Raw genomic sequence first — 24,228 nt, 5'->3', positions numbered from 1 at the left:
CCGGAAAGCGGGGTGCGCACACCCGGAGGGCCTGGTTAGAGTCGCGGCATGCCATCACAGAGAGACGCACTCCACCCCCGGCTGCGTGCCATCACCGACCTCACCCCCGGCGCGACCCGCGAGGGCGCCGGCCTGCACGAGTACGACGGTGAGGTGGCCGACCTGTCCCCGGACGGCGTGCGATCCGCGCTGTCGCGGCTGGGCGGGCCGCCGCTGGAGAACGCCCACGACGAGGCCCACCTGGCCGCGTTCGAGCGGGCGCTCCGGCTCGAACTGGGCGAACTCGAACTCCACCGCTCCAACCCGCTCTACCACCTGGGCGAACTCGACGTGTCGGTCTACGACCGCGAGTACGCGCCCAAGGAGGCCCGCGACCGGGCCCGCGTCGCCCACCTGGCGCGGTGGCCGGAACTGGTCGAGCACGCGATCGCCGCGCTGGACCGCGTCCCGGCGCCGGTGGCGCGGTCCCTGGGCGCGGCGATCGCGGGCGCCGCCGACGGTCTGCCCGCGGACCTGCCGGAGGACGTGCGCACCGCGGCGCTGGCCGCCCACGCGCGCCTGGTCGCCCACATCGAGCACGCCGCGGAGCACGGCCCCCAGAGCGCGGCGCTGGGGGCGGCCGACCTCAGCGCGCTCATGGGGACCGGTGAGGCCATGGAGGTGGACCTCGCGGACCTGGCGGCCCGCGCCGACGCCGAGCGCGACCGCCTGCGCTCCCGCCTGGCCGAGGCCACCGCCCGGCTGTCACCGGGACAGGAGCCGATGCAGGTCGCCCGGGGGCTGGCCCGGATGCACCCGGGCGCCGACGGAGTCCTGGACGCGGCCCGCCGGTGGACCGGACTGGCCCTGGAGTTCACCGCCGAGCGCGACCTGGCGCCCTACGGCGACGGCGAGTGCCGCATCGACGTCTCGCCGCCCTCCCAGCGCTGGGCGACGGCGATGATGGCCTGGTCGGGGCCGTGGGAGGCGGACACGCCGTCCTTCTACTACGTCACCCCGCCCGACGCGTCGTGGACCGAGGAGGAGGCGGGGGAGTGGCTGGAGATGTTCAGCCACACGACGCTGCCCGCGATCAGCGTCCACGAGGTCGCGCCCGGCCACTTCTCTCACGGGCGGGCCCTGCGGCGCGCGCCCGGGCAGGTCCGGCAGGCACTGCACTCGATGACCTTCGCCGAGGGGTGGGCGCACTACGCCGAGGAGATGTGCCTGGAGGAGGGCTTCGGGGAGTACGCGGCCGAACGGCTCGGCGACCCCGTGTGGTCCGCGACGCACTACGAGATCGGCGTGTGGGTGGAGGCCCTCATCCGGGTGACGCGGCTGTCTGCCGCCATCGGCGTGCACACCGGCGGGATGACCGTGGAGGAGGCGGCGGCGCGCTTCGCCGAGGACACGCCCCTCCAGGGCCCCGCGGCGCTGTCCGAGGCCCGCCGGGCCACCTTCGACCCCACCTACGGGCGCTACACGTGGGGCAAGCTGGAGATCCTCGCCCTGCGCGACCGGGCGAGGGCCGAGTGGGGCGCGGACTTCTCGCTCGCCCGCTTCCACCGGGCCCTGCTCGACCTGGGGTCGCCGCCGCTGGGCCTGATCGGCGCCGCCGTGGACCAGGGTTAGCGACCTCAGTCCGGCACCCGTCGCCGCCCGGGACCAGGAGTGGCGACTTCCGTTGGTCACCCGCCGCCGCCCGGGACCTGGGGTGGGGACATCCGTTCGGACCCGTCGCCGCTGGTGCCCGGTCCTGACCCGGGCGCCGGCGGCGGCCATGGCGCGGGGACCGGGCAGGACCGATCCCGGGGCACGGCGGCGGCCCGCGTCGCCCGATCCGCGTAACCACCCCTGGTGACCGCCCGATCTCGGTATGCTCCCGACGATGACGGTCGAGCTGGGACATGAGGGGCGCCTGATGCGGGAGATCGAGACCAAGTACCGGGTGGGGAGCCTCGGCGCGCTCCTCGACGCCCTCGACGCGGCCGGAGTGGACCTCGGCGGCCCGGCCTTCCAGGACGACCTGGCCTACGCGCCCGCGGGCTGGGAGCCCGCCATGGGCAAGCCCGGTCACACCTTCGCCCGACTGCGCAGCGTGGACGGCGGCGTGCACGTGTTCACCACGAAGACGCCCCTGGCCAACGCCATGGAGTACCGCGAACACGAGACCGTCGTGGCCGACCGGGAGCAGATGCACCGGGCCGTCGTGGCGATGGGCTTCGTGCCGCACGTGCGCATCGTCAAGCACCGCCGCACGGGCACCGCCGGGGAGATCACGGTGTGCGTCGACGTGGTCGAGGGCGTGGGCGCCTTCCTGGAGCTGGAGCGCGTCGTCGACGACGACCGCGACGGCGCGGACGTCCAGGCCGAGCTGGACGCGTGGGCGCGCGGGCTCGGCGTCGCACTGGAGCGCACCACGGACACCTACGACACGCTCGTGCACGGCGCGGAGGTCCACCCCGGGGACGGCCGCTCGGCCCCGCGGCTCGGCGACTCCGTCAGGACGTGAAGGCCGCGCTGTCGAAGGACGACTCGTCCTCCGTCCCGTCGGTGACCCACCACCGCACCGGAGAGGTGTCGTAGGGTCCGACGCCGTAGACGAGGACGAGCTCGTCGGAGCCGTCCGCGTCGTAGTCCGCGCAGGAGAACAGGCGGGCCACCCGCGCGGTCTCGTCGTCGGTGCCGATCGGACCGCTCTCGGGACCGCGACGCGTCAGGCGATCGCCGGTGACCGCCTCGATCCGGCCGTCCGCGACGCGCATCAGGTCGACACCGAGCCCCTGCGCGCCGACCGCGAGTTCGTCCTGCCCGTCGCCGTCCAGGTCGCAGGCGGCCAGGCCGTGTACCGAGGAACCGGCGGACTCCGCGTCCGCCGCGGGCAGGTCACCGGAGACGGGGTCGGGCACCGGTGCGGTCACCGCCCCGGGGTAGACGTTCACCCTGTGGTCGACCTCGGGCGCCTCGGTCCCGAACCCGGGTTCGTTGTTGCGGGAACCGTTGTCGGCCAGCGCCAGGTCGGTCCCGCCGTCCCCGTCCAGGTCGGCGAACGCCGCCAGGGCGCCCGCGCGCAGCTCCGACTCCTCCCAGGCCGCCGGATCTCCCGCGCCGGTCCGGAGCAGGCTGTTGCGGGGCTGTTCCCCGTCGTCGCCCCAGCGGATGAGCAGCCGGGTCGGTCCGCCGTTGACGAGGAGGGGCTCGGGGACCAGGGCGCCGACCCACCCGTCGAGCGGGCGCCGGCCGGTCCGCGCCGGGGCGCCGTCGCGGTCGAAGGGGCCGTACAGGACCCGCAGGAGCGACCCGTCGGCCTCCGTCACCGATTCCTGGACCACCACGAGGTCGGCGGCGCCGTCCCCGTCGAAGTCGCCCGCGACGGGCGGGAGGAAGGAGTCCAGCCACTCGTCGTCCGAGGGCGCGGCCAGAGCGGTGGGCGCGGTGTCCGGGTCGGGTCCGGCGGGGGCACCCCAGACCACCGCGTGGCCGCCGCGCGGATCGCCGCCGAGGTCGGCCCGGACGGGGATGTCGGTGAAGCCGTCCCCGTCCAGATCGGCGGTGCCCGCACGGTCGGGGCCGCCGCGGCCGGAGGCGGACACGGCGAGCACGGTCCTGCGGGGCAGGACCGTGCGCGTGGCCGGGTCCAGGCCGTCCGAGGATCCGTAGACGATCATCAGGCGCCGGAGCTCGTCCAGGGCGCCCAGTCCTTCGGCGTTCGGGTTCTCGGCGTCGTGGTCCGTGAGGAAGAGCAGGTCGGCGAACCCGTCGCCGTTGACGTCGTCGGCTTCGTACTCCCGGGGCCGCGGCGTGCTCTGCGAGCCGCTTCCGCCGCTTTCGTCCTGTGTTGGAACCCCGGGGTCGTTTCCGCAGGCCGCGATGACGAGGAGAAGGCCGGTGAGGGGTACGAGTCGGCGAGGGGACAACGGGGGCTCCGATCGGTCCGCGCTGGAGGAGGCCGTGGGCACGGCACGCGTAGGGGCGAGGGTAGTCGCGCCGGGACCCGTAGGCTCGCCGTGACCGGCGGTCGCCCCGTTCGGGCGCACCGCGCGACCACGACGCACCACCCAGGAACCACAGAGGAGCCGCCATGTCCAGGCCACCGCTGCCCGCCGAGGCCGTCGACCTGCTGGGCCGCGCCAACCCGGCCACCGTCACCACCCTGCGGTCGGACGGCGCGCCCGTGTCCACACCCACCTGGTACCTGTGGGAGGACGGCCGGGCGCTGATCAACATGGACGGCGGCCGGGTGCGGCTCAAGCACCTGCGCCGTGACCCGCGGGTCTCCCTCACCGTGCTCGACCGGGACGACTGGTACACCCACGTCACCCTGCTCGGCCGGGTCGCGGAGATGCGCGACGACGAGGGCCTGGCCGACATCGACCGGATCGCGCGGCACTACATCGGCGCGCCCTACCCCGACCGGGAGCGGGGCCGGGTCAGCGCGTGGATCGAGGTCGAGCGCTGGCACGGCTGGGGCGCGATGAAGGACAGCGACCAGCCCGGCTGAGCGCCCGTCGGGCCCGGGGTACACGGCGGGAGCACACGCGCTCGCCGACGCGCTCCTGTCGGGGCCGTCCTCTACGCTCGCCGCCATGAACCAGAAGCACCCGATGACCGCCGAGCCCGACCCCGGTCCGAGGCGCGACCCGATCACCAAGGCGGGCTACGTGCTGGAGTTCGACGAGGACTTCGCCGGGGAGCGGCTCGATACCTCGCGGTGGGTTCCGCACTACCTGCCGCAGTGGTCGAGCCGTGCAGCGTCCGCGGCTCGGCACCGGGTCGGAGGTGGGCACCTGGACCTGCGCATCGAGGCCGACCAGGCGCCGTGGGAGTACGACCTGGACGGCCCCATGCGCGTCTCCAACCTCCAGACGGGCCTGTTCGCGGGGCCGGTCGGGAGTGACATCGGCCAGCACGGCGTCCACTCACAGGCCCGGGTCCGCGAGGAATGGGAGAACCAGCGGCTCTACACACCGCACTTCGGAGTCATCGAGATGCGCGCCAAGGCCATCGCCGACGAGAACTGCATGGTGGCGCTGTGGCTGATCGGCTACGAGGAGGTCCCCGAGCACTCGGGTGAGATCTGCGTCGCCGAGATCTTCGGCCGCGACGTCACACCGGAGTCGGCGGCGGTCGGTATGGGCATCCACCCCTTCGACGGCCCGGCTCTGCGCGACGACTTCACCCGGGTCCAGGTCCCCATGGACGCCCGCCTCTTCCACACCTACACCATGGAGTGGACTCCCGACCGCGTCTCGTTCTTCGTCGACGGTCGCCTCCGACGCAGCCTCGACCAGTCCCCGGACTATCCGATGCAGCTCATGCTGAACATCTACGAGTTCCCCACCGAGCCCCGGGAACCGGCCGCCGCCTACCCCAAGCACTTCGTCGTCGACCACGTGCGGGGCTACCGGCCGCTCGACCGGCCCGCGAACCGGCTGCGCGGAACCGCCGCCCTCGCCGACTGACCCCCGCCGACCGGTACGTGGCGCGGGCGGTCGACGCCCGTCCGCGGAGGGCGCCGCCGCCCTCGGCCGGGGCGCCCCCGCGGACATGCTCGGGCCCGGATCTCACAGGGTTCCCGGCTCCCGGAGGGCCACGTGGCGCAGTTCCTCCTGAGTATCGGCACAGACCAGGCGCATGCGGCCGGTGTGCGCGGCCCAGTACTGGCCCGTGTGTCGGCCGAACCAGACCGTCCAGCCCTGGCGGGCCAGGGACACGAGTGGGGCATGCCGTTCGGGAGCCGGATCGGGTGCGGGTTCGAGTGCGGGGGCCGGGTCGGGAGCGGGCTCGGGCCGGGTGATGCGGCTCGGCCAGCGGGGGAAGGGCTCCGTTTGTCGGGGCCGGTCCATGACGATCACCGCGCCTCCCACATCGGGGAGGCCAGCGATCGGCGCAGGGCGGCCGGGGTACCCGCGGTGACCAGGTCGGGCGGGCACGGGCAGCGGCGGCGGCACAGGGTCGCGGTGAAGACCGGGCGGCCGGACTGGTCGTGGAGTTCGCAGATGAGGTGGTCGGGGAACTCCGAGCGCAGGCGTGCCACCTCGTGGCTGGGATAGAGGGCGTAGCCGGGCACGCCTACCTCCCGATCGAGTCGTGGTGCGCCGACCGGGGTCGGGGGATTGACGTTGTCCGTGATGGCTCGGGATCGTCCCATTCCAGGGTGAAGTAGACGGCCGGTCCGGAGCGGGTGCGCTCGACGCCCCAGGTGGCGGCCAGGGCGTCCACGAGGAAGAGGCCCCGCCCGTTCTCGGCCTCCGGTGCCGCGCGGACCACTTCCAGACAGGGGATCGATGACGTGTTGCGGGTGGTGCGCACACTGATCCGCATGCTGTTGCGATAGGTGAACACCGAAACGACGAACGCCCTGCCGGGCTCCCCCTCCGGGGCGTGCAGCAGGGCGTTCGTCGTGAGCTCGCTGAGGATCAGCAGGGCGTCGTCGGTCGGTGGCGCGGGTATCCGGACGAGGTCGAGCCGCTGGCGCAGCCAGTCGCGCGCGTCCCGGACGGAGGCCGGACGGCTGGGGAAGAGCCCCAGGAAGCGCCGCATGCCCGGCCACTGGGCGGTTTCGGGCGCAGGGGTACTACGCTCGTACATAGGTCCTCACCTGTCCTTACCAGGTTCGAGGGCTGAGGCCCTGGCCAGGTGCGGACACACCTGACCAGGGCCGTTCTGTTGCGCACGGACAGCCACGGACTTCGAGAAGTCACCCCTGCGGCGTGCGCTTGATCTCTATCATCATCACTACAGACGGTTAGTGCAAGGCATCTTTAATAGTTCGTCGCACTTTTAGTTCGCGCAGGGTGGCTGGAGGCTGGCAGGATGAACCGACGCACAGTGATCGACGCACCGAGTGGAGTGAGTATGAGGACCCGGCTCAGCCTGTCAGTGCGGGGCAAACGCCTGTTGCGCGAGCTGCGTCGTCTCCGGGACGAGCGCCAGATGAGTCCGGAGGACGTGGCCGGGCAGCTCGGCTGGCACAAGACGAAGCTCTACCGGATCGAGCGGGGCGAGAGCCGACTGATCCTTGACGACCTGGACGAGCTGCTGGAGCTGTACGGGGTGCGGTCGCCAGAGCGTGAGTCGCTCTTCAAGCTGGGTAAGGACGCCTGGAAGCGCGGCTGGTGGCTGGCGTACCGGGACCTCTACCAGGGCGAGAGCTTCTTCGTGATGGAGAACGACGCGGCCAAGATCAGCGTCTTCGCTCCGAACCTGCTCCCGGGGCTCCTCCAGACGGAGGAGTACGCACGCGAGGTCATCGCGGCGCTGGATCCGCAGGGACAGGATGCTGAGGTTGAGCGTCAGGTCGCGGTCAGGATAGAGCGGCAGGGCATCCTTGCTCGACCAGAGCCGCCAAAACTCATCGCGTTTCTTGATGAGGGAGTTCTCCGAAGGGCTGTGAGTGACCCCAGGGTGCAGCGTGACCAGCTGAGCAGGCTTGTTGAGTTGGCTAGGCGCCCTACTGTCAATCTTCGAGTGGTTCCGTTCGGTTCGGGCATCTACATGGCACAGTCAGGGCAGTTCACGATCTTTGAGTTTCCGGACCCTGAAGACACGCCGGTTGTCTACCAGGAGGGCCTGTTCGGTGACGTCTATGTGGAGGACCCGGCGGATGTTGCGCGGTATAGGCTGGCAGCCTCAAAAACTGCCGGGGTGGCGCTGGATACTGACGAAAGCATCACTCTGATACGCGGCTTGTTGAAGGAGACGGAATAGATGACGGTCGAGCCCACCTACCTGCTTTGGCGGAAGAGTAGTTACAGCGGAGCGGGCAAGGAGTGCGTCGAGGTGGCGGACGTGGAGTCCGGTGCCCTGGTGCGGGACTCCAAGCAGCCTGAACTGGGGCACTTGACGTTCGTCTCGACCGAGTGGAGTGTGTTCGTTACTTCCGTCAAGGAGTAGCGAAGGTGGAACCCTCGGTGGTCGGAGATCTGGTCTTCCGTAAGTCGTCTTACAGCGGTGCAGGAAACAACTGTGTTGAGGTGGCTAGCTGGCGTGCGAGTAGCCACAGCGGAGCGGGCAAGGAGTGCGTCGAAGTCGCTAGCTGGCGTGCGAGCAGCTACAGCGGTGGAGGCAAGGACTGCGTGGAAGTGGCGGACGTGGAGTCCGGTGCGCTCGTCCGTGACTCCAAGCAGCCTGAGCTGGGGCACCTCTCCTTCGTCTCCGGTGAGTGGAGCATGTTCCTCACCTCGGTGAAGCGGTAGCCCGGAGCGCCTGCGCCTGGGCCGGCGCGGCTAGTGCGGGTCGGCGGCCACTCCCAGGTCGGCGAGGGCGTCGCGCACCCGGCCCCGTGACGTGGCCAGGGCACGTGCCGCGCTGGCCGCGTCCACGTCCGCCAGCAGCGACACCAGCGCCACGCGGGTGTCGCCGTGCGCGGCGGTCAGCGCGTCGGCGCACTCCCGTTCGGGCATCCCGGTGGCCTGCACGAGGATCGTGACCACGCGCCCGCGCAGCTTGGCGTTGCTCGCGTCCACGCCCACCATGAGGTTGGAATAGGTGCGTCCGGAACGCACCATGACCGCCGTGGAGAACGCGTTGAGCGCGAGCTTCTGCGCCGTCCCCGCCTTCATCCGGGTCGAACCCGCGATGACCTCCGCGCCGGTGTTCATCCCCACGTGCACGTCGACGTCGCGCCCCAGCGGCGCCTCGGGATTGGCGCTGATCAGCACCGTCGTCGCCCCGCGCTCACGGGCCGCCTCCAGCGCTCCGCCGACGTAGGGCGTCCTCCCGCTGGCCGCCAGGCCGACCGCGAGCGCGCCCGCCCGGACGTCGGCCGCGTCGGCGCGACCGGCCTCCCAGTCGTCCTCGATCCCCTCCACGGCGCGCGCCAGGGCGTCACCGCCGCCCGCGTGGTGCGCCACCACCCACTCCGGCGGGATCCCGTAGGTGGGCGGCAGCTCGGCCGCGTCCTGCGCGGCGATCCGACCCGAGGTCCCCGCGCCGAAGTAGTGGATGGCCGCCCCGCTCTCCAGCGCGGCCAACCCCAGCTCCACGGCCCGCGCCAGCTCCGGCAGCACCGCGCCCACCGCGGCCGGAACCGTGGTGTCCTCCGCGTTGATCTGCCGCAGGACGCCGATCGCCGGGAGCAGGTCGATGTCGTACGTCCCCGAGTTGCGGGCCTCGGTCGGGGCACGCACGATCACGGCCTCACCGCCGCCCCGAGCCCGCGGCCCGTCTCCGGTGTCCCCGTGTCCGGTCTCTCCGTGCACAGCGCCCTCCTGGTCGGTCCGCACCCGTGCCGTTCCCTTCCGCTCGTCCCGCTCGTCGCGATGGCATCACCGCCGGGCCGGTTCCCGGCGGCGGCGCGGAGCACCCGCGGCACCTGTCGGGAGCCCGTCAGGCCCCGCGCGGCACCCGCCCGGAGCACCCGCCCGGCGCCCGCTCGGCACCCCTCCGGCACCCGTCAGGCCCCGTCCTGCTCCTCCGGCTCCTCCGGCGGTGCCGCGCTCCGGCGCCGACGGCGGTCGTCGCTGATCCGCAGCCCGCGGACCGCCTCGTAGGTGGTCTCCAGCGCCGTCCGGCTCTCCGTGTACCGGATCTGCGCCAGACCCACGAACAGGCAGTCCACGACGGTCAGCTGGGCCAGCCGGCTGGCGGTCGCCCCCGACCGGAACGTGGTCTCGCGGGCCGCCGTGGTCAGGACGTGGTCGGCGAACCCGATCGGTGAGCGCGGGAAGTTCGTGATGGCCACGGTGCGGGCGCCGCGCCGCTGGGCCTCGTTGAGCGCCTGCACGGTGTCGGTGGTGGCTCCGCTGTGCGAGATGCCGATCGCCACGTCCCGCTCGTCGAGCACGGCCGCGCTGGTCAGCATCACGTGCGCGTCCGACCACGCGAAGGACGTCAGGCCGATCCGGTGCAGCTTCTGCTGAAGGTCCGCCCCGACGAAGGCGCTGGCCCCCACCCCGTACACGTCGATCCGCCGCGCCCCGGCCATCGCGTCGACGACCTCGCGCAGCGCGTCCACGTCCAGTGCGGCGCCGGTCTCCTCCACCGCGCGGGCGTCGGTGTAGGCGATCTTCTGCACGACCGTGACCAGCGTGTCGTCCGGGTCGATGTCGCTGGCCATCTCCGGCGTCACCGACCGGGCGCCCCGGGCCTGCCCGGCCTCGGTGGCCAGCGCCAGCCGCAGCTCGCGGTATCCGCTGAAGTCGATGGTGCGGCAGAAGCGGATCACCGTGGCCTCGGAGGTGGCGCAGTCCTTGGCGAGCTGGGTGATCGACGACGCCGCGGCCCGCTCGGGATCGTCCACGACGTACTGGGCGACCCGCCGCTCGGCCGGGGCCAGCGACGGGATCAGCGACCGGATCCGCAGGACCGTGGTGGGCACGGAGGACGAGGACGCCCCGCCGCGCTCCGAGCGAGCGTCCGAGGGCTTCGGAATTTGCGCCATGGAGGAAAGTTTCTTTCGGTCGCGGTGCAGAGTCAACGCAGGGACGGGAAATATCGGGAGAATCCAGGATTTCAAGCGTGGGCCGTGTCGGCAAGTGTTCGCGACCCGATTGCGATATCCCAGCTCAGGCGGCACTCTGGGGGACAGAGCGGAGGCGGCTCCTCTCCCCGACACGCGCCCGCCTCGCACGGGAGGGTGAAGTGTCGCTGAGTGTGTCGGCGCGGCGGGACCCCCGAGGGCTGTACGTCGGGCTGCTCGGCCAGTTCGTCGTCGAAGTGGACGGAGTCCCCCTGCGCCTGCGGGGTGACAAGAGGCGTACGGTCCTGGCGACCCTCCTGCTGAGGGCAGGGCAGACCGTCCCGGCGGACCACCTCGTCGCCCGGGTCTGGGGCACCCCGGCGGGCCAGGTCAACCGCAGCGCCCTCCAGGTCCACGTGGCGCGCGCCCGCGCCATCTTCGACGACCACTGGGGACGTCCCCTGATCCACGGCGGCGACGGCGGCTACCGCGTGGACCTGGCGGAGGGCGAGTCCGACCTGCTGGCCTTCCGCGCCCTGGTCGCCGCCGCGGGCGAGGCCGACTCCAGAGGCGATCCGGCCCGCCACGCCGACCTGCTGCTGCGCGCCCTGCGCTTGTGGCGCGGCCCGGTCCTGGCCGACGTCCCCAGCCCCCTCCTGCACGAACGCGACGTCCCGCCCCTGCACGAGGAACTCCTGCGCGCCGCCGAGGCGGGGTGCGAAGCCGCCCTGGCCCTCGGCGAGCACGCCCGGGCCGCCGAGCACATCGGCCCCCTCGTCGCCGACCACCCCGAGCGGGAGTCCCTCATCCGCCTGCAGATGATCGCCCTCCACCGCTCCGGGCGCCCCAGCGAGGCCCTGCGCCTGTACGCGCGCACGCGCGACGTCCTGGCCGAACGCCTGGGGACCGACCCCGGGCTCGACCTCCAGGAGACCTTCCACGCCCTCCTGCGCGGCGACCTCGACCGGCCCGCGCGGGTGCCCCGCCAACGCGTCGAGCCCGCGCCCGCCGCCGCCCGCGCCGCCCGCCCGGCCGCCCCGGTGCCCCTGCCCTCCACCACCCCCGCCGAACTCCCGGCCGCGCCCGCCGTCCTGGTCGGCCGCGGTGCGCACCTCGCCGAACTCGACCGCCTCGTCGGCCCCGCCGGCCCCGTCCCGGGGAACGTGCTGGTACGCGGCGCCGCGGGCACGGGTAGCAGCGCGCTCGCACTGGCCTGGGCGCACACGGCCACCCCGCACTTCCCCGACGGCCAGGTCTACGTCAACCTGCGCCGCGACGACGGCACCCCGCGCGACCCCGCCGAGGTGCTGCGGCGGCTGGTCCGCTCCCTGTCCGGGGGCCGCGACGGCATCGACGACCTCTCCGTGGACGAGTCGGCCGCCCGCGCCCGCTCCCTCCTGGCCCGGCGCCGTGTCCTGCTGGTACTGGACAACGCCGTCTCCACCCGCCAGGTGCGTCCGCTGCTCCCCGGCTGCCCGGAGTGCGCGGCCGTGGTCACCAGCCGGTACTGGCTCACGGACCTGCTGGTGCGCGACGGGGTGCGCGCCCTGCCCGTGGGCGCCCTGACCGCCGACGACGCCGTCGTCCTGCTGCGCTCGCTCCTGGGGGAGGGCCGGTGCACCGAGGCCGCGCTGCGCCGGGTGGCCCACCTCACGGGATGCCTCCCCCTGCCCCTGCGGATGGCCGTGGCCTGGCTCGACACGCACCCGGCCCGGTCGGGCTCCGACCTCGTCCGGCGCCTGGAGGGGGTGGACCCGGCGCGCTGCGGTACGCCGACGGCCCGGATGGCCGCGGTGCTGCACGCCGGGCCCGAGGACGTCAGGCACGGTCGCGGGGAAGTACCGACCGGCCGAGTTCCTCCGGATCCGAGTCTGGGTGACGGATCTTTCGTTCGGCTTTCGCCTGGGTGAGGGGGGCGGGACTCGGCAAAGACCGTGCGTGGAAGTGGCCGGATCGGCCCCGGGGGGTGCTCACGGGTCTGATGAGTCGCTAGTGTCGAATACATGACACAGAACCAAGAGCCGTACCAAGACCCGGCGGGGAACACACAGCACTTCCGCCGTTTCGTCGACGAGAACCCGCAGCCGGAGGAGCCCGCACGCCGCCCGGTCCTGCCGATCGTGCTGGCCGCGGTCGGCCTGATCCTGGCCGTGGCCGTGGTCGTCGCCCTGGTGATGGCCTTCACCTGAGTCGGGACGACGACCGGTCGAGTCGGGACGACGACCGGTTCGCGGTCGCTTCTCGGCCCTGCTAGAGTTATCGACGTCGCCACGAGGCGCGGCCCAACGGGCGGCGCCGGTGAGCAGCGCGCGTCATTAGCTCAGTTGGTCAGAGCAGCTGACTCTTAATCAGCGGGTCCGGGGTTCGAGTCCCTGATGACGCACCCAGGAGGGCCCCGGTCGATACGGCCGGGGCCCTCGGTGTTCGTGCCGCTCCGCCGCAGGACCCCTCCGCGCACGTGGTGCGGCCCACAGGGCACCTGGTGCGGAGTGCTCCGAGCCTCCGGTAGAGTTGGGAACGTCGCCGCGGGGGAGTGCAGCTCCCACCAACGCCACACGCGCCATTAGCTCAGTTGGTCAGAGCAGCTGACTCTTAATCAGCGGGTCCGGGGTTCGAGTCCCTGATGGCGCACCCACGAGAGGCCCCGGTCACCACGACCGGGGCCTTCGTCGTTCTCCAGGGGGCCGGATCGGGCCGTGACCGATGGTCGGTGCTCGACGTTATCCTTCCACCCGCTCCGCACAATGCCCTACCGGTAGGCAATTCCGGCACCCGGTGCCGCCCGGTCGGAGGTGCCACCGCTCCTGCCAGCACGGACACCCGCGCGCCGTGTCCTGGTCACACAGCGTCGTGAGAGTTTCGTATTTCGCCGAATTCCTGTCAGAGAATTGACAGATGCGTCTGATGTGGTGAATTCTAACCATTCTCCGCCTGATCTTCGGCGGACTCTCCCTGCCATCCACCCGGAGTCCCCATGCCTTCGTGTTCCCCCGCCCTGCGCACCGCCGCGCTGTCCACCCTCGCCGTCGGCGCGGCGGTCGTCCTCAGCGGCTGCGGTGTCGTCACGCAGATCCTCGGCGGCGCGGACAACAACGTCTTCGAACTCAACGTCGGCGACTGCTTCATCGAGAGCGAGATGAGCGCCGTGCTCGGCGGCGGCGAGGTGAGCGAGGTCCCCCTGGTCGACTGCGCGGAGCCGCACGACGCCGAGTTCTTCTTCTCCCACGAGATGCCGGACGGGGACTACCCGGGTGACGCGGCGGTCACCGCCGAGGGCTCGCAGGTGTGCGAGGGCCAGGCCTTCACCGACTTCGTCGGTGTCCCCTACGAGGAGTCCCTGCTGCACTCCTACGCGCTGACGCCCACCGAGGAGTCGTGGAACACCCTCGACGACCGCGAGGTCATCTGCTACGTGTACCACCCCGACGAGATGGTCACCGAGACCCTCGGGGGCGCCGCCTACTAGGGCGTCTCCCGCGGACTCGCCCCCTCGGTTCGCGTCCGTCGGGGAGGCCCCCGGCGAGCGGGGCGGCCGCACGGCCCCTCCGCCCGCCGGGGGCCTCGTCGTCCCCGGACCACGGGCCGCCCTCGGGCCGCGGGCGGAACCGGCCGATCGGGACCGGACGGCCGGAACCGGATCGGCCGGTGTGGGCGGATCGCGGAACCATCGGCGCTGCGGGAGCATCTGTACAGGTGTCGCCGACGCTCCTCCCGTCGGCGAGGCCGACGAACCGTGGAGTCGCGATGTCCACCGAAACGCGCCGCCGGAACCGCACCGCCCTGGGCTTCCTGGCGGCCGGCGCCGCCCTCTCGCTCACCGCGTGCGGTCCGCTCCCACTGCTGCCGCCCGCCCTCAGCGGAGAGGGGGAGGAGACCGCCTCGCCCTCCCCCGAACCGGAGGCCACCCAGGTCGCGGAACCCGAACCCGAGCCGAGGGCGACCATCTCGTCCCGTCCGTCGCCCACCGACCCCGGGGACGACGCCGAGTCCGTCGGCGTCTTCGACCTGGAGGAGGGCGACTGCACCAACGAGGTCGAGGAGCAGGACAACATCGTCGAGGTCCCGCTGGTGGACTGCGACGATCCCCACGAGTTCGAGGTCTACGTCAAGGACGACCTCGACGCGGACGGGGAGTACCCCGGCGACCAGGAGGTCAGTGACATGACCGCCGAGCTCTGCAACGACGAGTTCGAGGACTTCGTCGGCATGGAGTACCTGGACTCCGAGCTGCTGTTCACGTCCTACTTCCCCACCCCCACCAGCTGGAACCTCTACGACAACCGCGAGTACCTGTGCCTGGTCTACGACCCGGACGGCCCGGTCGAGGGGACCCTGGAGGGCTCCGAGCGCTGAGCCCGCCGCGGGACCGGGCGGCCCGCGCCACCACCGGCGCGGGCCGCCCGCCGTGTCAGCGGACCACCGGCACTCCCAGCGGCGGCGCCTCCCGGTCCGCGCGGGCGCGGGCGATCGCCGCACCGGCCGTGTCCGGGTCCCCGCCCGGGGCGGAGAGCGTGCCGTTCGCCCGCGGGTCCGGGACCGGCGTACCCGGGCACGCGAGGTCACCGGGCGCCTCGCCGTCCACCAGGTAGGCGTCCACCGCCCGGGTCACGCAGTCCAGCCCCGCGACACCGTAAAAGCCGTGTCCGCCCTCGTCCTCGACGGTGAGCAGCGCGGCGCCGAGCCGGTCGGCCAGGGCGGGGCCGCCCTCGTAGGCGGTCTGGGTGTCGAACTCGGCGGCGATGACCAGCCCGGCCGGGTATCCGTCGCGCTCCAGCTCCACCAGCGGCTCGGCCGGCGCGGAGGAGTCGAACGCGCACGGGTGCGGCGCGTGCCAGACCACTCCGACTCCGAAGGGGTGGTCCTCGCGGACCCGGCGCATGTCCCGGTAGTAGTCCGACAGGCGCTCCGGCCAGTCGGCCTCGCACAGCACCGCCGTCAGCAGGTCCGTGTTGCCGGTCAGTTCGGGTGCCGGCTCGGGAGCGGGCGCGGGGTCGTCGGCCGCCACCGGGGCCTCGGGGAAGGGCACGTCGTGCACGAAGTAGGCCAGGTCGCCGGTGAACACGTCCCACTGGCCCTGGTACCGGGCGGCCACGCCCACCAGGAAGTCCCACTCGTCGTCGCCGTAGGCGCCGCCCTCGGGCAGCCCGGGGACGTCGTCGCGGGGCTCCTCGGCCAGGCGCCGTGAGGTCTCCTCGAACACCGCCACGACCTCTTCGGGGGTGGCCCCCATGCCGTAGACGTCGTCGTGCTCGGCCACCCAGGCGGTGTAGCGCTCCACGTTGCGGCTGTAGGCCGGGGCCTGGAGGGTGAACACGTCCCGCCAGATGCCGCCGGGGTGCACCGCGGAGTCCATGACGCTGCGGTCGAGCCGGTCGGGGAACAGGCTCCCGTAAACCGCGCCCAGGTAGGTGCCGTAGGACCAGCCGATGTAGTTGATCCGCTCCTCGCCGAGCGCGGCGCGCACCACGTCCATGTCCCGGGCGGTGTTGGCGGTGGTCATGTGGGGCCGCAGATCACCGTCGGCCTGGGCGCAGGCGCGCTGGTAGGCGATGACGCCGCGCGTGAGCCCGGAGAACTCGGAGTCGTCGGGCCGGGGCGGCGCCATCGGGTACTCGGCCCCGCAGTCCAGGCGGGGGGTGGACGCGCCCGTGCCGCGCGGGTCCATGCCGATCAGGTCGTAGACCTCGGCGACCCGTTCGCCGCCGATGATTCCGGCGCCGCCCGTCTCGGCCGGAGAGACCGGGACGATGCGTCCGGGGCCGCCCGGCCCGCCCGGGTTGGTGAGCAGGACGCCGCGGCGGCGGTCGGGGTCGGAGGCGGTCCGGCGGCTGACGGCGACCGTGGCGCGGGCGCCGCCGGGGTCGGCGTAGTCCAGGGGGACCTCGATGTCGGCGCACTCCAGGGTCCGGAGCACGTCCTCCTCGCACCGGGTCCAGTCGACCTCCTGGTCGTGGAAGGCGGCGAGGGCGTCGTCGGGGGCCGGGCGGGGGTCGGCGGCGGCCGGGGCCGCCGCGGCGAGGGAGGCGGCGAGGGAGGCCGCCAGGGCGACCGCGACCGCGGTGGTGGTGCGTGCTCGGCGCACGTGTCCTCCACTTCCGTGTCCGGACTCGGGGGTCCGGGGCTGTGTGGGTGAGCCGTCACCGTACGAACGGGGCGATGCCGGTCGATACCGACCAAAGTTGTGGGTGCGGGCATCTGGCCGCATCCGGCCACGAAGCGGCAGGGGCTTTGTCCGGATTCGTGTCGGGAAAAGCCTTGCCCGGTCGAGAACGGGTCGCGCCGAGGACGCCGTTCGGTCACAGGGGTGGCGTACGCCACACCCGCGCCGTTAGCGTGCTGTTCTATTAGGAAAGTTTCCTAATAAAAAATGCGCTCCCGCCCTCCGCCCCCGCTCGTCGCCCCAAGGAGCCACGTGGCCACCGACATCGCGGCGTCCCCACCGCCCCCCGACGCCCCGGCGTCGGCCGCCGACCCGCCCCCGCTGCCGCTGCGCGTCTGGCGCCACCACCTGTTCGTGAAGGTCCGCAAGTCCGCCGTCGTCGTGTTCGTGGTCGCCAACGCGACCTTCTTCCTCGCGCGGGCCATGCCCGGCGACCCCATCGACGTCATGGCGGGCCGCCTCACCCAGGGCGGCATGAGCATGGCCGAGGCCCGCGTGATCGCCACCAACTCGCTGGCCTTCGACCCGGACGCGCCCCTGTGGCGGCAGTGGTGGGACTTCTTCGTCGGCCTGGTCACCCTGGACCTGGGCAACACCATCACCCGGCCCGCGGTCGGCGTCGCCGAGGCCATCGCGGCCTACCTGCCCTGGACGCTGTTCAGCATCGGCGTGGGCACGGTGATCTCGATCGTCCTCGGACTGAGCCTGGGCATGGTGATGGCCTACCGGCGCAACCGGTTCCTCGACCACGCGCTGAGCGTGGCCGCCTCCGTCCTGGGCGCGGTCCCCAACTACCTCATCGCGATGCTGCTCGTGGTCGGCGGCGGGCTCTACCTCGGCTGGTTCGACCCCGTCGCCCTGCGCGGCACGGTGAGCCCCGGCGTCAGCCCCGGCTTCACCGCGGAGTTCGTCGGCGACGCGTTCTACCACGCCGGACTGCCGATCCTCACCTACGTCCTCGCCATCATCGGCACCTGGATGCTCGTCATGAAGGCCTCCACGACCGAGGTGCTGAGCGAGGACTACGTCACCGTCGCCCGGGCCCGGGGGCTGCGCGACGGCCGCATCGCCCTCGCCTACGTCGGCCGCAACGCGGTGCTGCCGCTGGTGGCCCAGATCGCGATCTCCTTCGGCACGCTCGTCGGCGGCGCGGTCTTCGTCGAACGGGTCCTGGTCTACAAGGGCGTCGGCGGCCTGCTGCTGGACGCCGTCAACTACCGCGACTACCCGCTCCTGCAGGGGCTGCTCATCATCGTCACCGCCTGCGTCGTGGCCGCCAACCTCGTGGCCGACCTGCTCTACGGCCGACTCGACCCGCGCATCAGCGACCAGGGGGCCGCGACACCATGACCTCCACCACCGCTGCCACCACCGCTCCCGCCGGCGCCTGGGGCGCCGTCTGGCAGGGCCTGACCCGCAGCACCAGCGGCTTCCTGGGGCTCTGCCTCGTGCTGAGCGTGCTGCTGTTCTCCTTCGTCGGCCCCCTGCTCGTGGACACCCGCAACCCGACGGACATCGACCTCATCTGGGGCCCGATGAACGCCGAGCACTGGCTCGGCACCAACCACGAGGGCAAGGACACCTTCGTCCAACTCGTCCTCGGCGGACGCGAGCCCATCTGGGTGGGCGTGGTCGCCGCGCTGATCACCGTGGCCATCGCCGTCGTCCTCGGCGGGATCGCCGGCTACGTGCGCGGACGCGTGGACCACCTCCTGCTCCAGCTGACCGACATCACGATGACCATCCCCTTCATCGTGCTCATGCTGGTCATCGCGTCCTTCTACCGCACCGCCTCACCGCTGATGGTCGCCTTCATCATCGGTCTGGTGACCTGGCCCTACCTGATGCGCTCCATCCGCGCCCAGGTCCTCAGCCTGCGCGAACGCGAGTTCGTCGAGGCGGCCCGCCTCCAGGACCTGGGCACCGCCCGGATCCTCTTCGTCGAGGTGCTGCCCAACATGGCGGGCTACGTGTTCATCAACTTCATCATCGCCATCACCAACGCGATCTACGCGGTCGTCGGCATGTACCTGCTCGGACTGCTGCCGAGCACGGCCGACAACTGGGGGCTGATGATCCAGCAGGCCTGGGACAACAACGCGTTCCTGCTCCCCACCGCCACCCCCTTCCTCATCGCCCCGATGGTGATGATCATGCTCTTCCAGATCGGGCTGGTCACCATGTCCCGCTCCCTGGAGCAGGCCCTCAACCCACGACTCCGGGACAGGTGAGCCTCGTGCACGACCGCCCCGCCCCGCCCCCGGGCCCCGCCGACGACGGCCCCCTGCTGTCCGTGCGCGGCGTCGACATCGCCTACCGGACCGGACGCAGAAGCCGGGTCACGGCCGTGCGCGGTGTCGGCTTCGACCTCCATCCCGGCCAGTCCATGGCCCTGGTGGGCGAGTCCGGCTGCGGCAAGACCACGCTCGGCCTCGGCCTGCTGCGACTCCTGCCGCGCACCGGGGTCGTCTCCGCCGGGCAGGTCCTCTTCCGGCGCAAGGACGGCCGCAGGGTCGACGTGCGCGCCCTGGCCAAGGAGGAGCTGCGCCGCTTCCGCTGGAACGAGGCGGCCATGGTCTTCCAGGGCGCGATGAACGCGTTCAACCCGGTGCTGACCGTGCGGGACCACTTCCTGGACACCTTCCGCGCCCACGAGGGGCGCGGCGCCCGCCGCCCCCGCGCCGCACTGCTCGAACGCTCCGCCGAACTCCTGGAACTGGTCCGGCTCGACCCCGCACGGGTCCTGGCCGCCCATCCGCACGAGCTTTCGGGCGGCATGCGCCAGCGCGCCCTGATCGCCCTCGCGCTGGCCCTGCGGCCGCAGCTGCTCATCCTCGACGAGCCGACGACCGCGCTGGACATCCTCACCCAGCGCGCCATCGTGGAGCGCCTGACCGAGCTCCGCGAGGAGCTGCGGTTCGCGATGCTCTTCATCACCCACGACCTGGGCCTGGCCGCCGAGCTCGCCGACCGCGTCGGCACGATGTACGCCGGCCGGCTGATCGAGACCGGCACCACGCGCGACATCTTCCACCGATCGCGCCACCCCTACACCCGGGCGCTGATCAACTCCGTGCCGCCGGTCGCGGGCGACCTGACCGTTCCGGAGTCCCTGCCGGGCGGGCCGCCGAGCCTGGGGGCGCTGCCCGCCGGCTGTTCCTTCGCGCCGCGCTGCGCCCACGCCCAGCCCCGCTGCTCGCGGACCCGTCCCGAGCTCGACGTCCTCAGGGCCCGCCCCGAGGGGCTGAGCCACGCCGCCGCGTGCCTGCGCGCCGACGACGCCGCACTCTTCACCGAGGGGGCCACCCGATGACCGACCCGACCGTGCAGCACGATCCGTCCGCCATGGGAGAGGAAGCCGCCGGGGCGGGGCCGACCGCTGGGGCGGGACTGACCTCTGGGGCGGAGCCGACCGCCGGGGCGGGGAAGACCCCCGGGAACGAGACCCCGGTCCTGGGCCTGCACGGCGTGCGCCAGGTCTTCTCCACCCCGCGCGGCGACGTCCCCGCCGTGGCCGGGGTCGACCTGCGGGTGCGCCCCGGCCGGGTGCTGTGCCTGGTGGGGGAGTCCGGCTGCGGCAAGACCACCACGGCACGGATGGCCGCGGCACTGGCCCGGCCCACCTCCGGCACCGTCCGCTTCCGCGGCCGTGACGTCGCGGCCATGGACCGGGCCGAGCGCGCGGTCTTCCGCCGGTCCGTCCAGTACATCCACCAGGACCCCTACGCCTCTTTGAACCCGGTGCGCACCGTCTACTCCACGGTCTCCGCCGGACTACGGCGCCACCGGATGGTCAGGGACCGCCGCGAGGCCCGCGCGGCCACCGCCGACCTGCTGCGCCGGGTCGAACTCACTCCCGCCGAGGACTACCTGGACAAGTACCCCCACCAGATGTCGGGCGGACAGCGCCAGCGGGTCGCGGTCGCCCGGGCCCTGGCGATGGACCCGGAGGTGATCATCGCCGACGAGTCCACCTCGATGCTGGACGTCTCCATCCGGGTCAGCCTGCTCAACACCCTGGGGCGGCTGCGCGACGACCTCGGCGTCGGGTTCCTGTTCATCACCCACGACCTGGCCGTGGCCAAGTACTTCGCCTGGGACGGCGAGATCGCGGTCATGTACCTGGGCCGGATCGTGGAGCAGGGGCCCACCCGCCGGGTGGTCAACGACCCCCGCCACCCCTACACCCGGGCCCTGGTCTCCGCGGTCTGCGAGCCCGACCCCGACCTGGCCCGCACCAAGGAGCGGGTGCGGCTGCGCGGCGCCGACATCCCCGACCTGACGGACCTGCCGCCGGGCTGCGAGTTCCACCCGCGCTGCCCGCTGTTCGAGCCGGGCCGCTGCGACACCGCCCGGCCCGCGCTGGCCCCCGGCCCGGACCGCCTGCTCGCCTGCCACGTCGTCAACGGCGGGTGACCCCGTGCTGCTCATCGGCCGCTTCGGCCTCCTGGTCGGCGCCTTCCTGGTGCTGGCCGGCGCCCTGTCGGCACTTCTCAACCCCCCGGGCACGGCCGAGTTCGTCATCAGCGTCGTCACGGTCGGTCTCGGCCTGCTGAACGTCGTCCTCGGACTGCTCGCCGTCCTCCTGGAAAGGAAGCGTCACCCATGACCTCCACACCCCCCGAGCACGTCCTGGAGATGAGCCGGCGCAACGTCCTGCGCGCCGTGGGCGCCGGTGCCGCCGCCACGGCGGCCGCCGGTGCGCTGAGCGGGTGCGCGGGCGGCGACGCGGGTGCCGGCGGCGCCCGGCGGTTCACCGGCGTCTTCGACTTCGACCTGGACTCCAACACCCGCAACGTGGCCGTCGAGGACGGCGCCCTGCTGCTGAACTCGGTCTACAAGGACCTGTTCCTGATGACCGGCGGGTTCTACAACTGGCGCGAGCACACCTGGGACTACATGCTGCTCGAAGGCTCCGAGTGGGACGGGGACGACCTGGTCGTGACCCTGCGCCCCGGGCTGGGGTGGAGCGACGGCAGCGACCTCACCGCCGACGACATGATCCAGAGCTACGCGATCGCGATCATGGAGGTCGCGCCGTGGTCGGTGGGATTCCCGCAGGTCACCGAGCTGGAGAAGCTCGACGACCTGAGCGTGCGGCTGGGCTTCGACTCCCCGTTCCCCAACATCGAGCGCAGCATCATCAAGCACCGGATCGTCGCCAGGTCCACCTACGCCGACTTCGGGGAGCGCGCCCTGGAGCTGGTGCGGTCGGGGGTGCGCTACGGCGACGACGAGCAGAGCGAGTTCATCGCCGAGTTCGTGGAGTTCGCGCCGGAGGAGATCGTGTGCAGCGGGCCGTACATGTTCGACCCCGAGCAGATGTCGGACGCCCGCATCACGCTGGTGCGCAACGAGAACGGCTACCAGGGCGGTGAGGTGCTCTTCGACGAGGTGGTCGTGCACAAGGGCGACAACCGGCAGTCGGCGCTGCTCGTCCAGCAGCGCGAGGTCGACTACTCGACGGAGGCACCCTCGGCCGCCGACCAGCAGGCCTTCCAGGGCGTGGAGGGGTTCAAGTGGATCGAGCACGCGGGCTACGACGGCTGCGGGCTCATGTTCAACTACGCGGCCAAGCCCGAGCTGGAGGACGTGCGCGTGCGCAAGGCGCTGGCGCACCTGCTGGACACCGAGACGATCGGCCAGGTCGCCCGCGGCGAGGCCTACAGCGGGGTGGAGTACTACGCGGGGCTGGTCGACCTCCAGGCGGAGGAGATCATGACGGAGGAGGAGCTGGCGGAGTTCGAGCACTACGGCTACGACCCCGCCCGGGCCACGGAGCTGCTGGAGGACGCGGGGTGGACCCTGCGCGACGGGGTCTGGCACCTGCCGGACGGCGAGGCGGCCAGCTACGAGATCATCGGCGTCGCCGGCTGGGGCGACTTCGAGCTCACCGCCTCGCAGGTGGAGGAGGCGTGGAACACCTTCGGGATCCGGTGCGAGGCCCGCAACGTTCCCTCGGACAACCCGTGGGGGATCTGGGGCGCGGGTGACTTCGAGGTCGCGGTGCGGCACTGGGGGAACCCGGAGATCCCCGACTACTGGGGCGCCTTCCAGATGAACTTCCTGCTGGAGAACTCCGGCGACGAGGACAACCCCGGGCAGTCGTTCGACCTGAACGTGGACAGCCCCTCCCAGGGGGAGGTCGACGTGGCGGAGCTGATCGAGGAGGCCAAGCGGGCCGGGACCGAGGAGGAGCAGCACGCGGCGCTGAAGCGGTTGGCGATCATCTTCAACGAACTGCTCCCGCGCATCCCGATCTGGACCTACCGGTACCTGGCGCCCGCGATCGAGGGCGTGCGCGTCGAGCACTTCGCCGCGGACCACCCGGCGGCCAACAACGAGCAGTACCAGGACAACCACGTGATGCTGTCGCTGATCCAGGGGGACCTGGAACCGGTCGAGTAGGGCCGGGAAGCCCGGTGGCACGGGGGCGGAGGCCGTTCGGCCCCGCCCCCGCGGTGTGCGTGGGGACAGTGTTGCGGAAGTGGTGAATGTGATCCTGACCACGGTGAGTGAATCGGTCATTTCTCCACAAGGCAGACATAACACTCAAAAGCCACAAAATAACTTTTCGGGAGTTCCCGCACGTCATCCGTGTCCCGCTGGGGTGTTTCCCGGTGCTTTCCCGATTCGACTGCCAAGCCCCACGGCCTTTGTTAGTCTGACGAACCGAAAGACGGTTCTCGGCGGAAGTACAGGAATTGTTCCGGACGTGGATACTTGTCGCCGGATGGGTGTCGACCACCCCGGCCGGGGTATCCGAACGCGCGCCTGTGCCCTACCGGGAACGTCGAGGCGTTCCCCCTGCGCCCGGGATGCTGCGTCGGCGCAGGATCCCGGCGCGGTCCCGTCGCCCCTGTCTCCTCGATCGGGCCGAAGGCACGGGGCCACCGCCGCGCCGCCCGGCTGATTCCAAGGAGACGAGATCGTGTCAGAGGAGCCGCCACCACGAGACAGCCCAGACCCCGCGCAGCCGGGGATGGGTCGAGGCAGGTTTCGCAGGGCCATCTCCCGGATCGTCAAGTCCCAGGAAGTCCCACCCCCGGAGCCCGAACGAGGACATCCCGTGCATCAGCCCGTGCATCCGCACAACCCGGACCCGGCGTCGGAGCGGGACCAGACCACGCCGGTGAAGAACGAGGACGCGGCGCCGACGCCGCCCGTCGGCCCCTTCTCCGGCCCGGCCGAGAACGGCTACCGCCCGGCGGCCAGGGTGAACGTGCCCAACCCCTACACGCGCCCGCTCAAGGTCGACGACGTCGACACCGGGGCCAACCCGGTGGGCCAGTGGCGCGGGGTCGGCCTCAACGAGCCCGAGCCGCGCGTGCTCCCCGTGCGCGCGCCCGAGCCCGGAGCCGCGCGGTCCGCGGGACGGGCCGAGCCATCGCGTCCCGACGCCACCCCGGCCGGGTCCGAGGCGGCGAAGGGCGGTGCTCCGGAGGCCCCCGCCCCGGTCGAGCCGGGTGCGGGCCAGGACGGCGACCCCGCCGCCGAGCGGTCCCCTGCTCCGGGGAAGGGCGCCGCCCAGGCGCCCGCTCCAGCTGAATCCGTCCCCGCGAAGGCGAGCGCTCCGGACGCCTCCGCCCCGGCGGCTCCAACGTCCACTGCTCCCGAGCCCGACCGGTCTCCGGCTCCGGTGAAGGCCGAGGCCGACACGGGTCCGAAGGCCGATGACCGGGAGCGG

At 72.3% G+C, this 24,228-nt stretch carries 24 protein-coding genes and 2 tRNA genes; 19 read left to right on the top strand and 7 right to left on the bottom strand.

Annotation, left to right across the window (positions count from 1 at the left end; genetic code table 11):
• Nucleotides 1–48 precede the first annotated feature (48 nt).
• Together ADL05_RS01510 and ADL05_RS01505 are read left to right on the top strand one after the other, a co-directional pair.
• Nucleotides 49–1,611, top strand: a complete 1,563-nt coding sequence (locus ADL05_RS01510; RefSeq protein WP_053614987.1) for a DUF885 family protein — start codon at nt 49–51, stop codon at nt 1,609–1,611.
• Nucleotides 1,612–1,900: 289 nt separating this feature from the next.
• Entirely contained in the window at nt 1,901–2,491 is a 591-nt protein-coding gene (locus ADL05_RS01505) for a class IV adenylate cyclase (RefSeq protein WP_053615056.1), read from the top strand.
• Here ADL05_RS01505 and ADL05_RS01500 read toward each other — a convergent pair.
• Nucleotides 2,481–3,896: a hypothetical protein gene (locus ADL05_RS01500; protein ID WP_053614986.1), complete on the bottom strand. Its 1,416-nt coding sequence runs from the start codon at nt 3,894–3,896 to the stop codon at nt 2,481–2,483. The two genes, ADL05_RS01505 and ADL05_RS01500, sit on opposite strands and share 11 nt — an antisense overlap.
• A 164-nt stretch (nt 3,897–4,060) precedes the next feature.
• Between ADL05_RS01500 and ADL05_RS01495 the strand changes: the two genes are divergently transcribed.
• Together ADL05_RS01495 and ADL05_RS01490 are read left to right on the top strand one after the other, a co-directional pair.
• Nucleotides 4,061–4,480 (top strand): PPOX class F420-dependent oxidoreductase, encoded by a 420-nt coding sequence (locus ADL05_RS01495; protein ID WP_053614985.1) that lies wholly within the window; start codon nt 4,061–4,063, stop codon nt 4,478–4,480.
• Between the two features lie 85 nt (nt 4,481–4,565).
• Nucleotides 4,566–5,441, top strand: a complete 876-nt coding sequence (locus ADL05_RS01490) for a glycoside hydrolase family 16 protein (protein WP_231640558.1) — start codon at nt 4,566–4,568, stop codon at nt 5,439–5,441.
• 102 nt (nt 5,442–5,543) lie between these two features.
• Here the strand turns inward: ADL05_RS01490 and ADL05_RS01485 are convergent, their stop codons facing one another.
• Genes ADL05_RS01485 through ADL05_RS01475 form a run of 3 tightly spaced genes read right to left on the bottom strand, consistent with a single transcriptional unit; the run spans nt 5,544 to nt 6,570 of the window.
• Nucleotides 5,544–5,825: a hypothetical protein gene (locus tag ADL05_RS01485; RefSeq protein ID WP_231640562.1), complete on the bottom strand. Its 282-nt coding sequence runs from the start codon at nt 5,823–5,825 to the stop codon at nt 5,544–5,546.
• A gap of 5 nt (nt 5,826–5,830) precedes the next feature.
• A complete protein-coding gene (locus ADL05_RS01480) occupies nt 5,831–6,049 on the bottom strand; it encodes a hypothetical protein (RefSeq protein WP_053614982.1) in 219 nt (72 codons plus the stop codon).
• Between the two features lie 2 nt (nt 6,050–6,051).
• Nucleotides 6,052–6,570 (bottom strand): ATP-binding protein, encoded by a 519-nt coding sequence (locus ADL05_RS01475; protein WP_053614981.1) that lies wholly within the window; start codon nt 6,568–6,570, stop codon nt 6,052–6,054.
• A 267-nt stretch (nt 6,571–6,837) separates the two neighbouring features.
• Between ADL05_RS01475 and ADL05_RS01470 the strand changes: the two genes are divergently transcribed.
• Genes ADL05_RS01470 through ADL05_RS29235 form a run of 3 tightly spaced genes read left to right on the top strand, consistent with a single transcriptional unit; the run spans nt 6,838 to nt 8,177 of the window.
• A complete protein-coding gene (locus ADL05_RS01470) occupies nt 6,838–7,689 on the top strand; it encodes a DUF5753 domain-containing protein (protein ID WP_053614980.1) in 852 nt (283 codons plus the stop codon).
• Nucleotides 7,690–7,875, top strand: coding sequence for a DUF397 domain-containing protein (locus ADL05_RS01465; RefSeq protein ID WP_053614979.1), 186 nt, complete (start codon nt 7,690–7,692; stop codon nt 7,873–7,875). It abuts the gene before it with no gap.
• Nucleotides 7,842–8,177, top strand: coding sequence for a DUF397 domain-containing protein (locus tag ADL05_RS29235; RefSeq protein ID WP_369800873.1), 336 nt, complete (start codon nt 7,842–7,844; stop codon nt 8,175–8,177). The genes ADL05_RS01465 and ADL05_RS29235 overlap by 34 nt, the downstream gene beginning before the upstream one ends.
• A 30-nt stretch (nt 8,178–8,207) precedes the next feature.
• Here the strand turns inward: ADL05_RS29235 and ADL05_RS01460 are convergent, their stop codons facing one another.
• Nucleotides 8,208–9,206 (bottom strand): N-acetylmuramic acid 6-phosphate etherase, encoded by a 999-nt coding sequence (locus ADL05_RS01460; RefSeq protein WP_053614978.1) that lies wholly within the window; start codon nt 9,204–9,206, stop codon nt 8,208–8,210.
• A gap of 170 nt (nt 9,207–9,376) precedes the next feature.
• Complete coding sequence (locus ADL05_RS01455; protein WP_053614977.1) at nt 9,377–10,363, bottom strand: MurR/RpiR family transcriptional regulator; 987 nt, start codon at nt 10,361–10,363, stop codon at nt 9,377–9,379.
• A gap of 200 nt (nt 10,364–10,563) precedes the next feature.
• Here ADL05_RS01455 and ADL05_RS01450 point away from each other — a divergent pair, with 200 nt between their 5' ends.
• The 6 genes from ADL05_RS01450 (at nt 10,564) to ADL05_RS01425 (ending at nt 14,734) form a co-directional block, all read left to right on the top strand.
• Complete coding sequence (locus tag ADL05_RS01450; protein WP_053614976.1) at nt 10,564–12,291, top strand: AfsR/SARP family transcriptional regulator; 1,728 nt, start codon at nt 10,564–10,566, stop codon at nt 12,289–12,291.
• Between the two features lie 93 nt (nt 12,292–12,384).
• Nucleotides 12,385–12,570 (top strand): hypothetical protein, encoded by a 186-nt coding sequence (locus ADL05_RS01445; RefSeq protein ID WP_053614975.1) that lies wholly within the window; start codon nt 12,385–12,387, stop codon nt 12,568–12,570.
• A 120-nt stretch (nt 12,571–12,690) separates the two neighbouring features.
• A tRNA-Lys gene (locus tag ADL05_RS01440) sits at nt 12,691–12,764 on the top strand.
• 174 nt (nt 12,765–12,938) lie between these two features.
• Nucleotides 12,939–13,012 (top strand) — tRNA-Lys (locus ADL05_RS01435).
• Between the two features lie 343 nt (nt 13,013–13,355).
• Nucleotides 13,356–13,847 carry a septum formation family protein gene (locus ADL05_RS01430; protein ID WP_053614974.1) on the top strand — a complete coding sequence of 164 codons (492 nt, stop codon included), beginning with the start codon at nt 13,356–13,358 and terminating at the stop codon, nt 13,845–13,847.
• A gap of 278 nt (nt 13,848–14,125) precedes the next feature.
• The gene (locus ADL05_RS01425; RefSeq protein WP_053614973.1) at nt 14,126–14,734 is read left to right on the top strand and encodes a septum formation family protein; all 609 of its coding nucleotides are present in this window, start codon (nt 14,126–14,128) and stop codon (nt 14,732–14,734) included.
• Nucleotides 14,735–14,789: 55 nt separating this feature from the next.
• Here ADL05_RS01425 and ADL05_RS01420 read toward each other — a convergent pair whose 3' ends face one another.
• On the bottom strand, nt 14,790–16,463 hold the full coding sequence (locus ADL05_RS01420; RefSeq protein ID WP_053614972.1) for an alpha/beta fold hydrolase: 1,674 nt from the start codon (nt 16,461–16,463) through the stop codon (nt 14,790–14,792).
• Between the two features lie 330 nt (nt 16,464–16,793).
• On the opposite strand from ADL05_RS01420, the gene ADL05_RS01415 reads away from it, so the two are divergent.
• Genes ADL05_RS01415 through ADL05_RS01390 form a run of 6 tightly spaced genes read left to right on the top strand, consistent with a single transcriptional unit; the run spans nt 16,794 to nt 22,949 of the window.
• Complete coding sequence (locus tag ADL05_RS01415; protein ID WP_053614971.1) at nt 16,794–17,891, top strand: ABC transporter permease; 1,098 nt, start codon at nt 16,794–16,796, stop codon at nt 17,889–17,891.
• Nucleotides 17,888–18,772 carry an ABC transporter permease gene (locus ADL05_RS01410; RefSeq protein WP_053614970.1) on the top strand — a complete coding sequence of 295 codons (885 nt, stop codon included), beginning with the start codon at nt 17,888–17,890 and terminating at the stop codon, nt 18,770–18,772. The genes ADL05_RS01415 and ADL05_RS01410 overlap by 4 nt, the downstream gene beginning before the upstream one ends.
• A gap of 5 nt (nt 18,773–18,777) precedes the next feature.
• Nucleotides 18,778–19,854: an ABC transporter ATP-binding protein gene (locus ADL05_RS01405; protein ID WP_053615055.1), complete on the top strand. Its 1,077-nt coding sequence runs from the start codon at nt 18,778–18,780 to the stop codon at nt 19,852–19,854.
• Nucleotides 19,851–20,957, top strand: a complete 1,107-nt coding sequence (locus ADL05_RS01400; RefSeq protein WP_231640556.1) for an ABC transporter ATP-binding protein — start codon at nt 19,851–19,853, stop codon at nt 20,955–20,957. Before ADL05_RS01405 ends, ADL05_RS01400 begins: the two co-directional genes overlap by 4 nt.
• 4 nt (nt 20,958–20,961) lie before the next feature.
• Complete coding sequence (locus tag ADL05_RS01395; protein ID WP_053614969.1) at nt 20,962–21,150, top strand: hypothetical protein; 189 nt, start codon at nt 20,962–20,964, stop codon at nt 21,148–21,150.
• On the top strand, nt 21,147–22,949 hold the full coding sequence (locus ADL05_RS01390) for an ABC transporter substrate-binding protein (protein WP_053614968.1): 1,803 nt from the start codon (nt 21,147–21,149) through the stop codon (nt 22,947–22,949). Before ADL05_RS01395 ends, ADL05_RS01390 begins: the two co-directional genes overlap by 4 nt.
• Nucleotides 22,950–24,228 lie beyond the last annotated feature (1,279 nt).

The organism is Nocardiopsis sp. NRRL B-16309 (genome assembly GCF_001279585.1).
GTDB lineage: Bacteria > Actinomycetota > Actinomycetes > Streptosporangiales > Streptosporangiaceae > Nocardiopsis.
This window is presented reverse-complemented; position numbering and strand designations above follow the sequence as displayed.

Bases quoted from the DNA above. Each gene is read 5' to 3' on its own strand.
- ADL05_RS01510 (WP_053614987.1), top strand. From the start codon at position 49: ATGCCATCACAGAGAGACGCACTCCACCCCCGGCTGCGTGCCATCACC.
- ADL05_RS01505 (WP_053615056.1), top strand. From the start codon at position 1,901: ATGCGGGAGATCGAGACCAAGTACCGGGTGGGGAGCCTCGGCGCGCTC.
- ADL05_RS01495 (WP_053614985.1), top strand. From the start codon at position 4,061: ATGTCCAGGCCACCGCTGCCCGCCGAGGCCGTCGACCTGCTGGGCCGC.
- ADL05_RS01490 (WP_231640558.1), top strand. From the start codon at position 4,566: ATGAACCAGAAGCACCCGATGACCGCCGAGCCCGACCCCGGTCCGAGG.
- ADL05_RS01485 (WP_231640562.1), bottom strand. From the start codon at position 5,825: ATGGACCGGCCCCGACAAACGGAGCCCTTCCCCCGCTGGCCGAGCCGC.
- ADL05_RS01475 (WP_053614981.1), bottom strand. From the start codon at position 6,570: ATGTACGAGCGTAGTACCCCTGCGCCCGAAACCGCCCAGTGGCCGGGC.
- ADL05_RS01470 (WP_053614980.1), top strand. From the start codon at position 6,838: ATGAGGACCCGGCTCAGCCTGTCAGTGCGGGGCAAACGCCTGTTGCGC.
- ADL05_RS01465 (WP_053614979.1), top strand. From the start codon at position 7,690: ATGACGGTCGAGCCCACCTACCTGCTTTGGCGGAAGAGTAGTTACAGC.
- ADL05_RS01455 (WP_053614977.1), bottom strand. From the start codon at position 10,363: ATGGCGCAAATTCCGAAGCCCTCGGACGCTCGCTCGGAGCGCGGCGGG.
- ADL05_RS01445 (WP_053614975.1), top strand. From the start codon at position 12,385: ATGACACAGAACCAAGAGCCGTACCAAGACCCGGCGGGGAACACACAG.
- ADL05_RS01430 (WP_053614974.1), top strand. From the start codon at position 13,356: ATGCCTTCGTGTTCCCCCGCCCTGCGCACCGCCGCGCTGTCCACCCTC.
- ADL05_RS01425 (WP_053614973.1), top strand. From the start codon at position 14,126: ATGTCCACCGAAACGCGCCGCCGGAACCGCACCGCCCTGGGCTTCCTG.
- ADL05_RS01410 (WP_053614970.1), top strand. From the start codon at position 17,888: ATGACCTCCACCACCGCTGCCACCACCGCTCCCGCCGGCGCCTGGGGC.
- ADL05_RS01400 (WP_231640556.1), top strand. From the start codon at position 19,851: ATGACCGACCCGACCGTGCAGCACGATCCGTCCGCCATGGGAGAGGAA.
- ADL05_RS01390 (WP_053614968.1), top strand. From the start codon at position 21,147: ATGACCTCCACACCCCCCGAGCACGTCCTGGAGATGAGCCGGCGCAAC.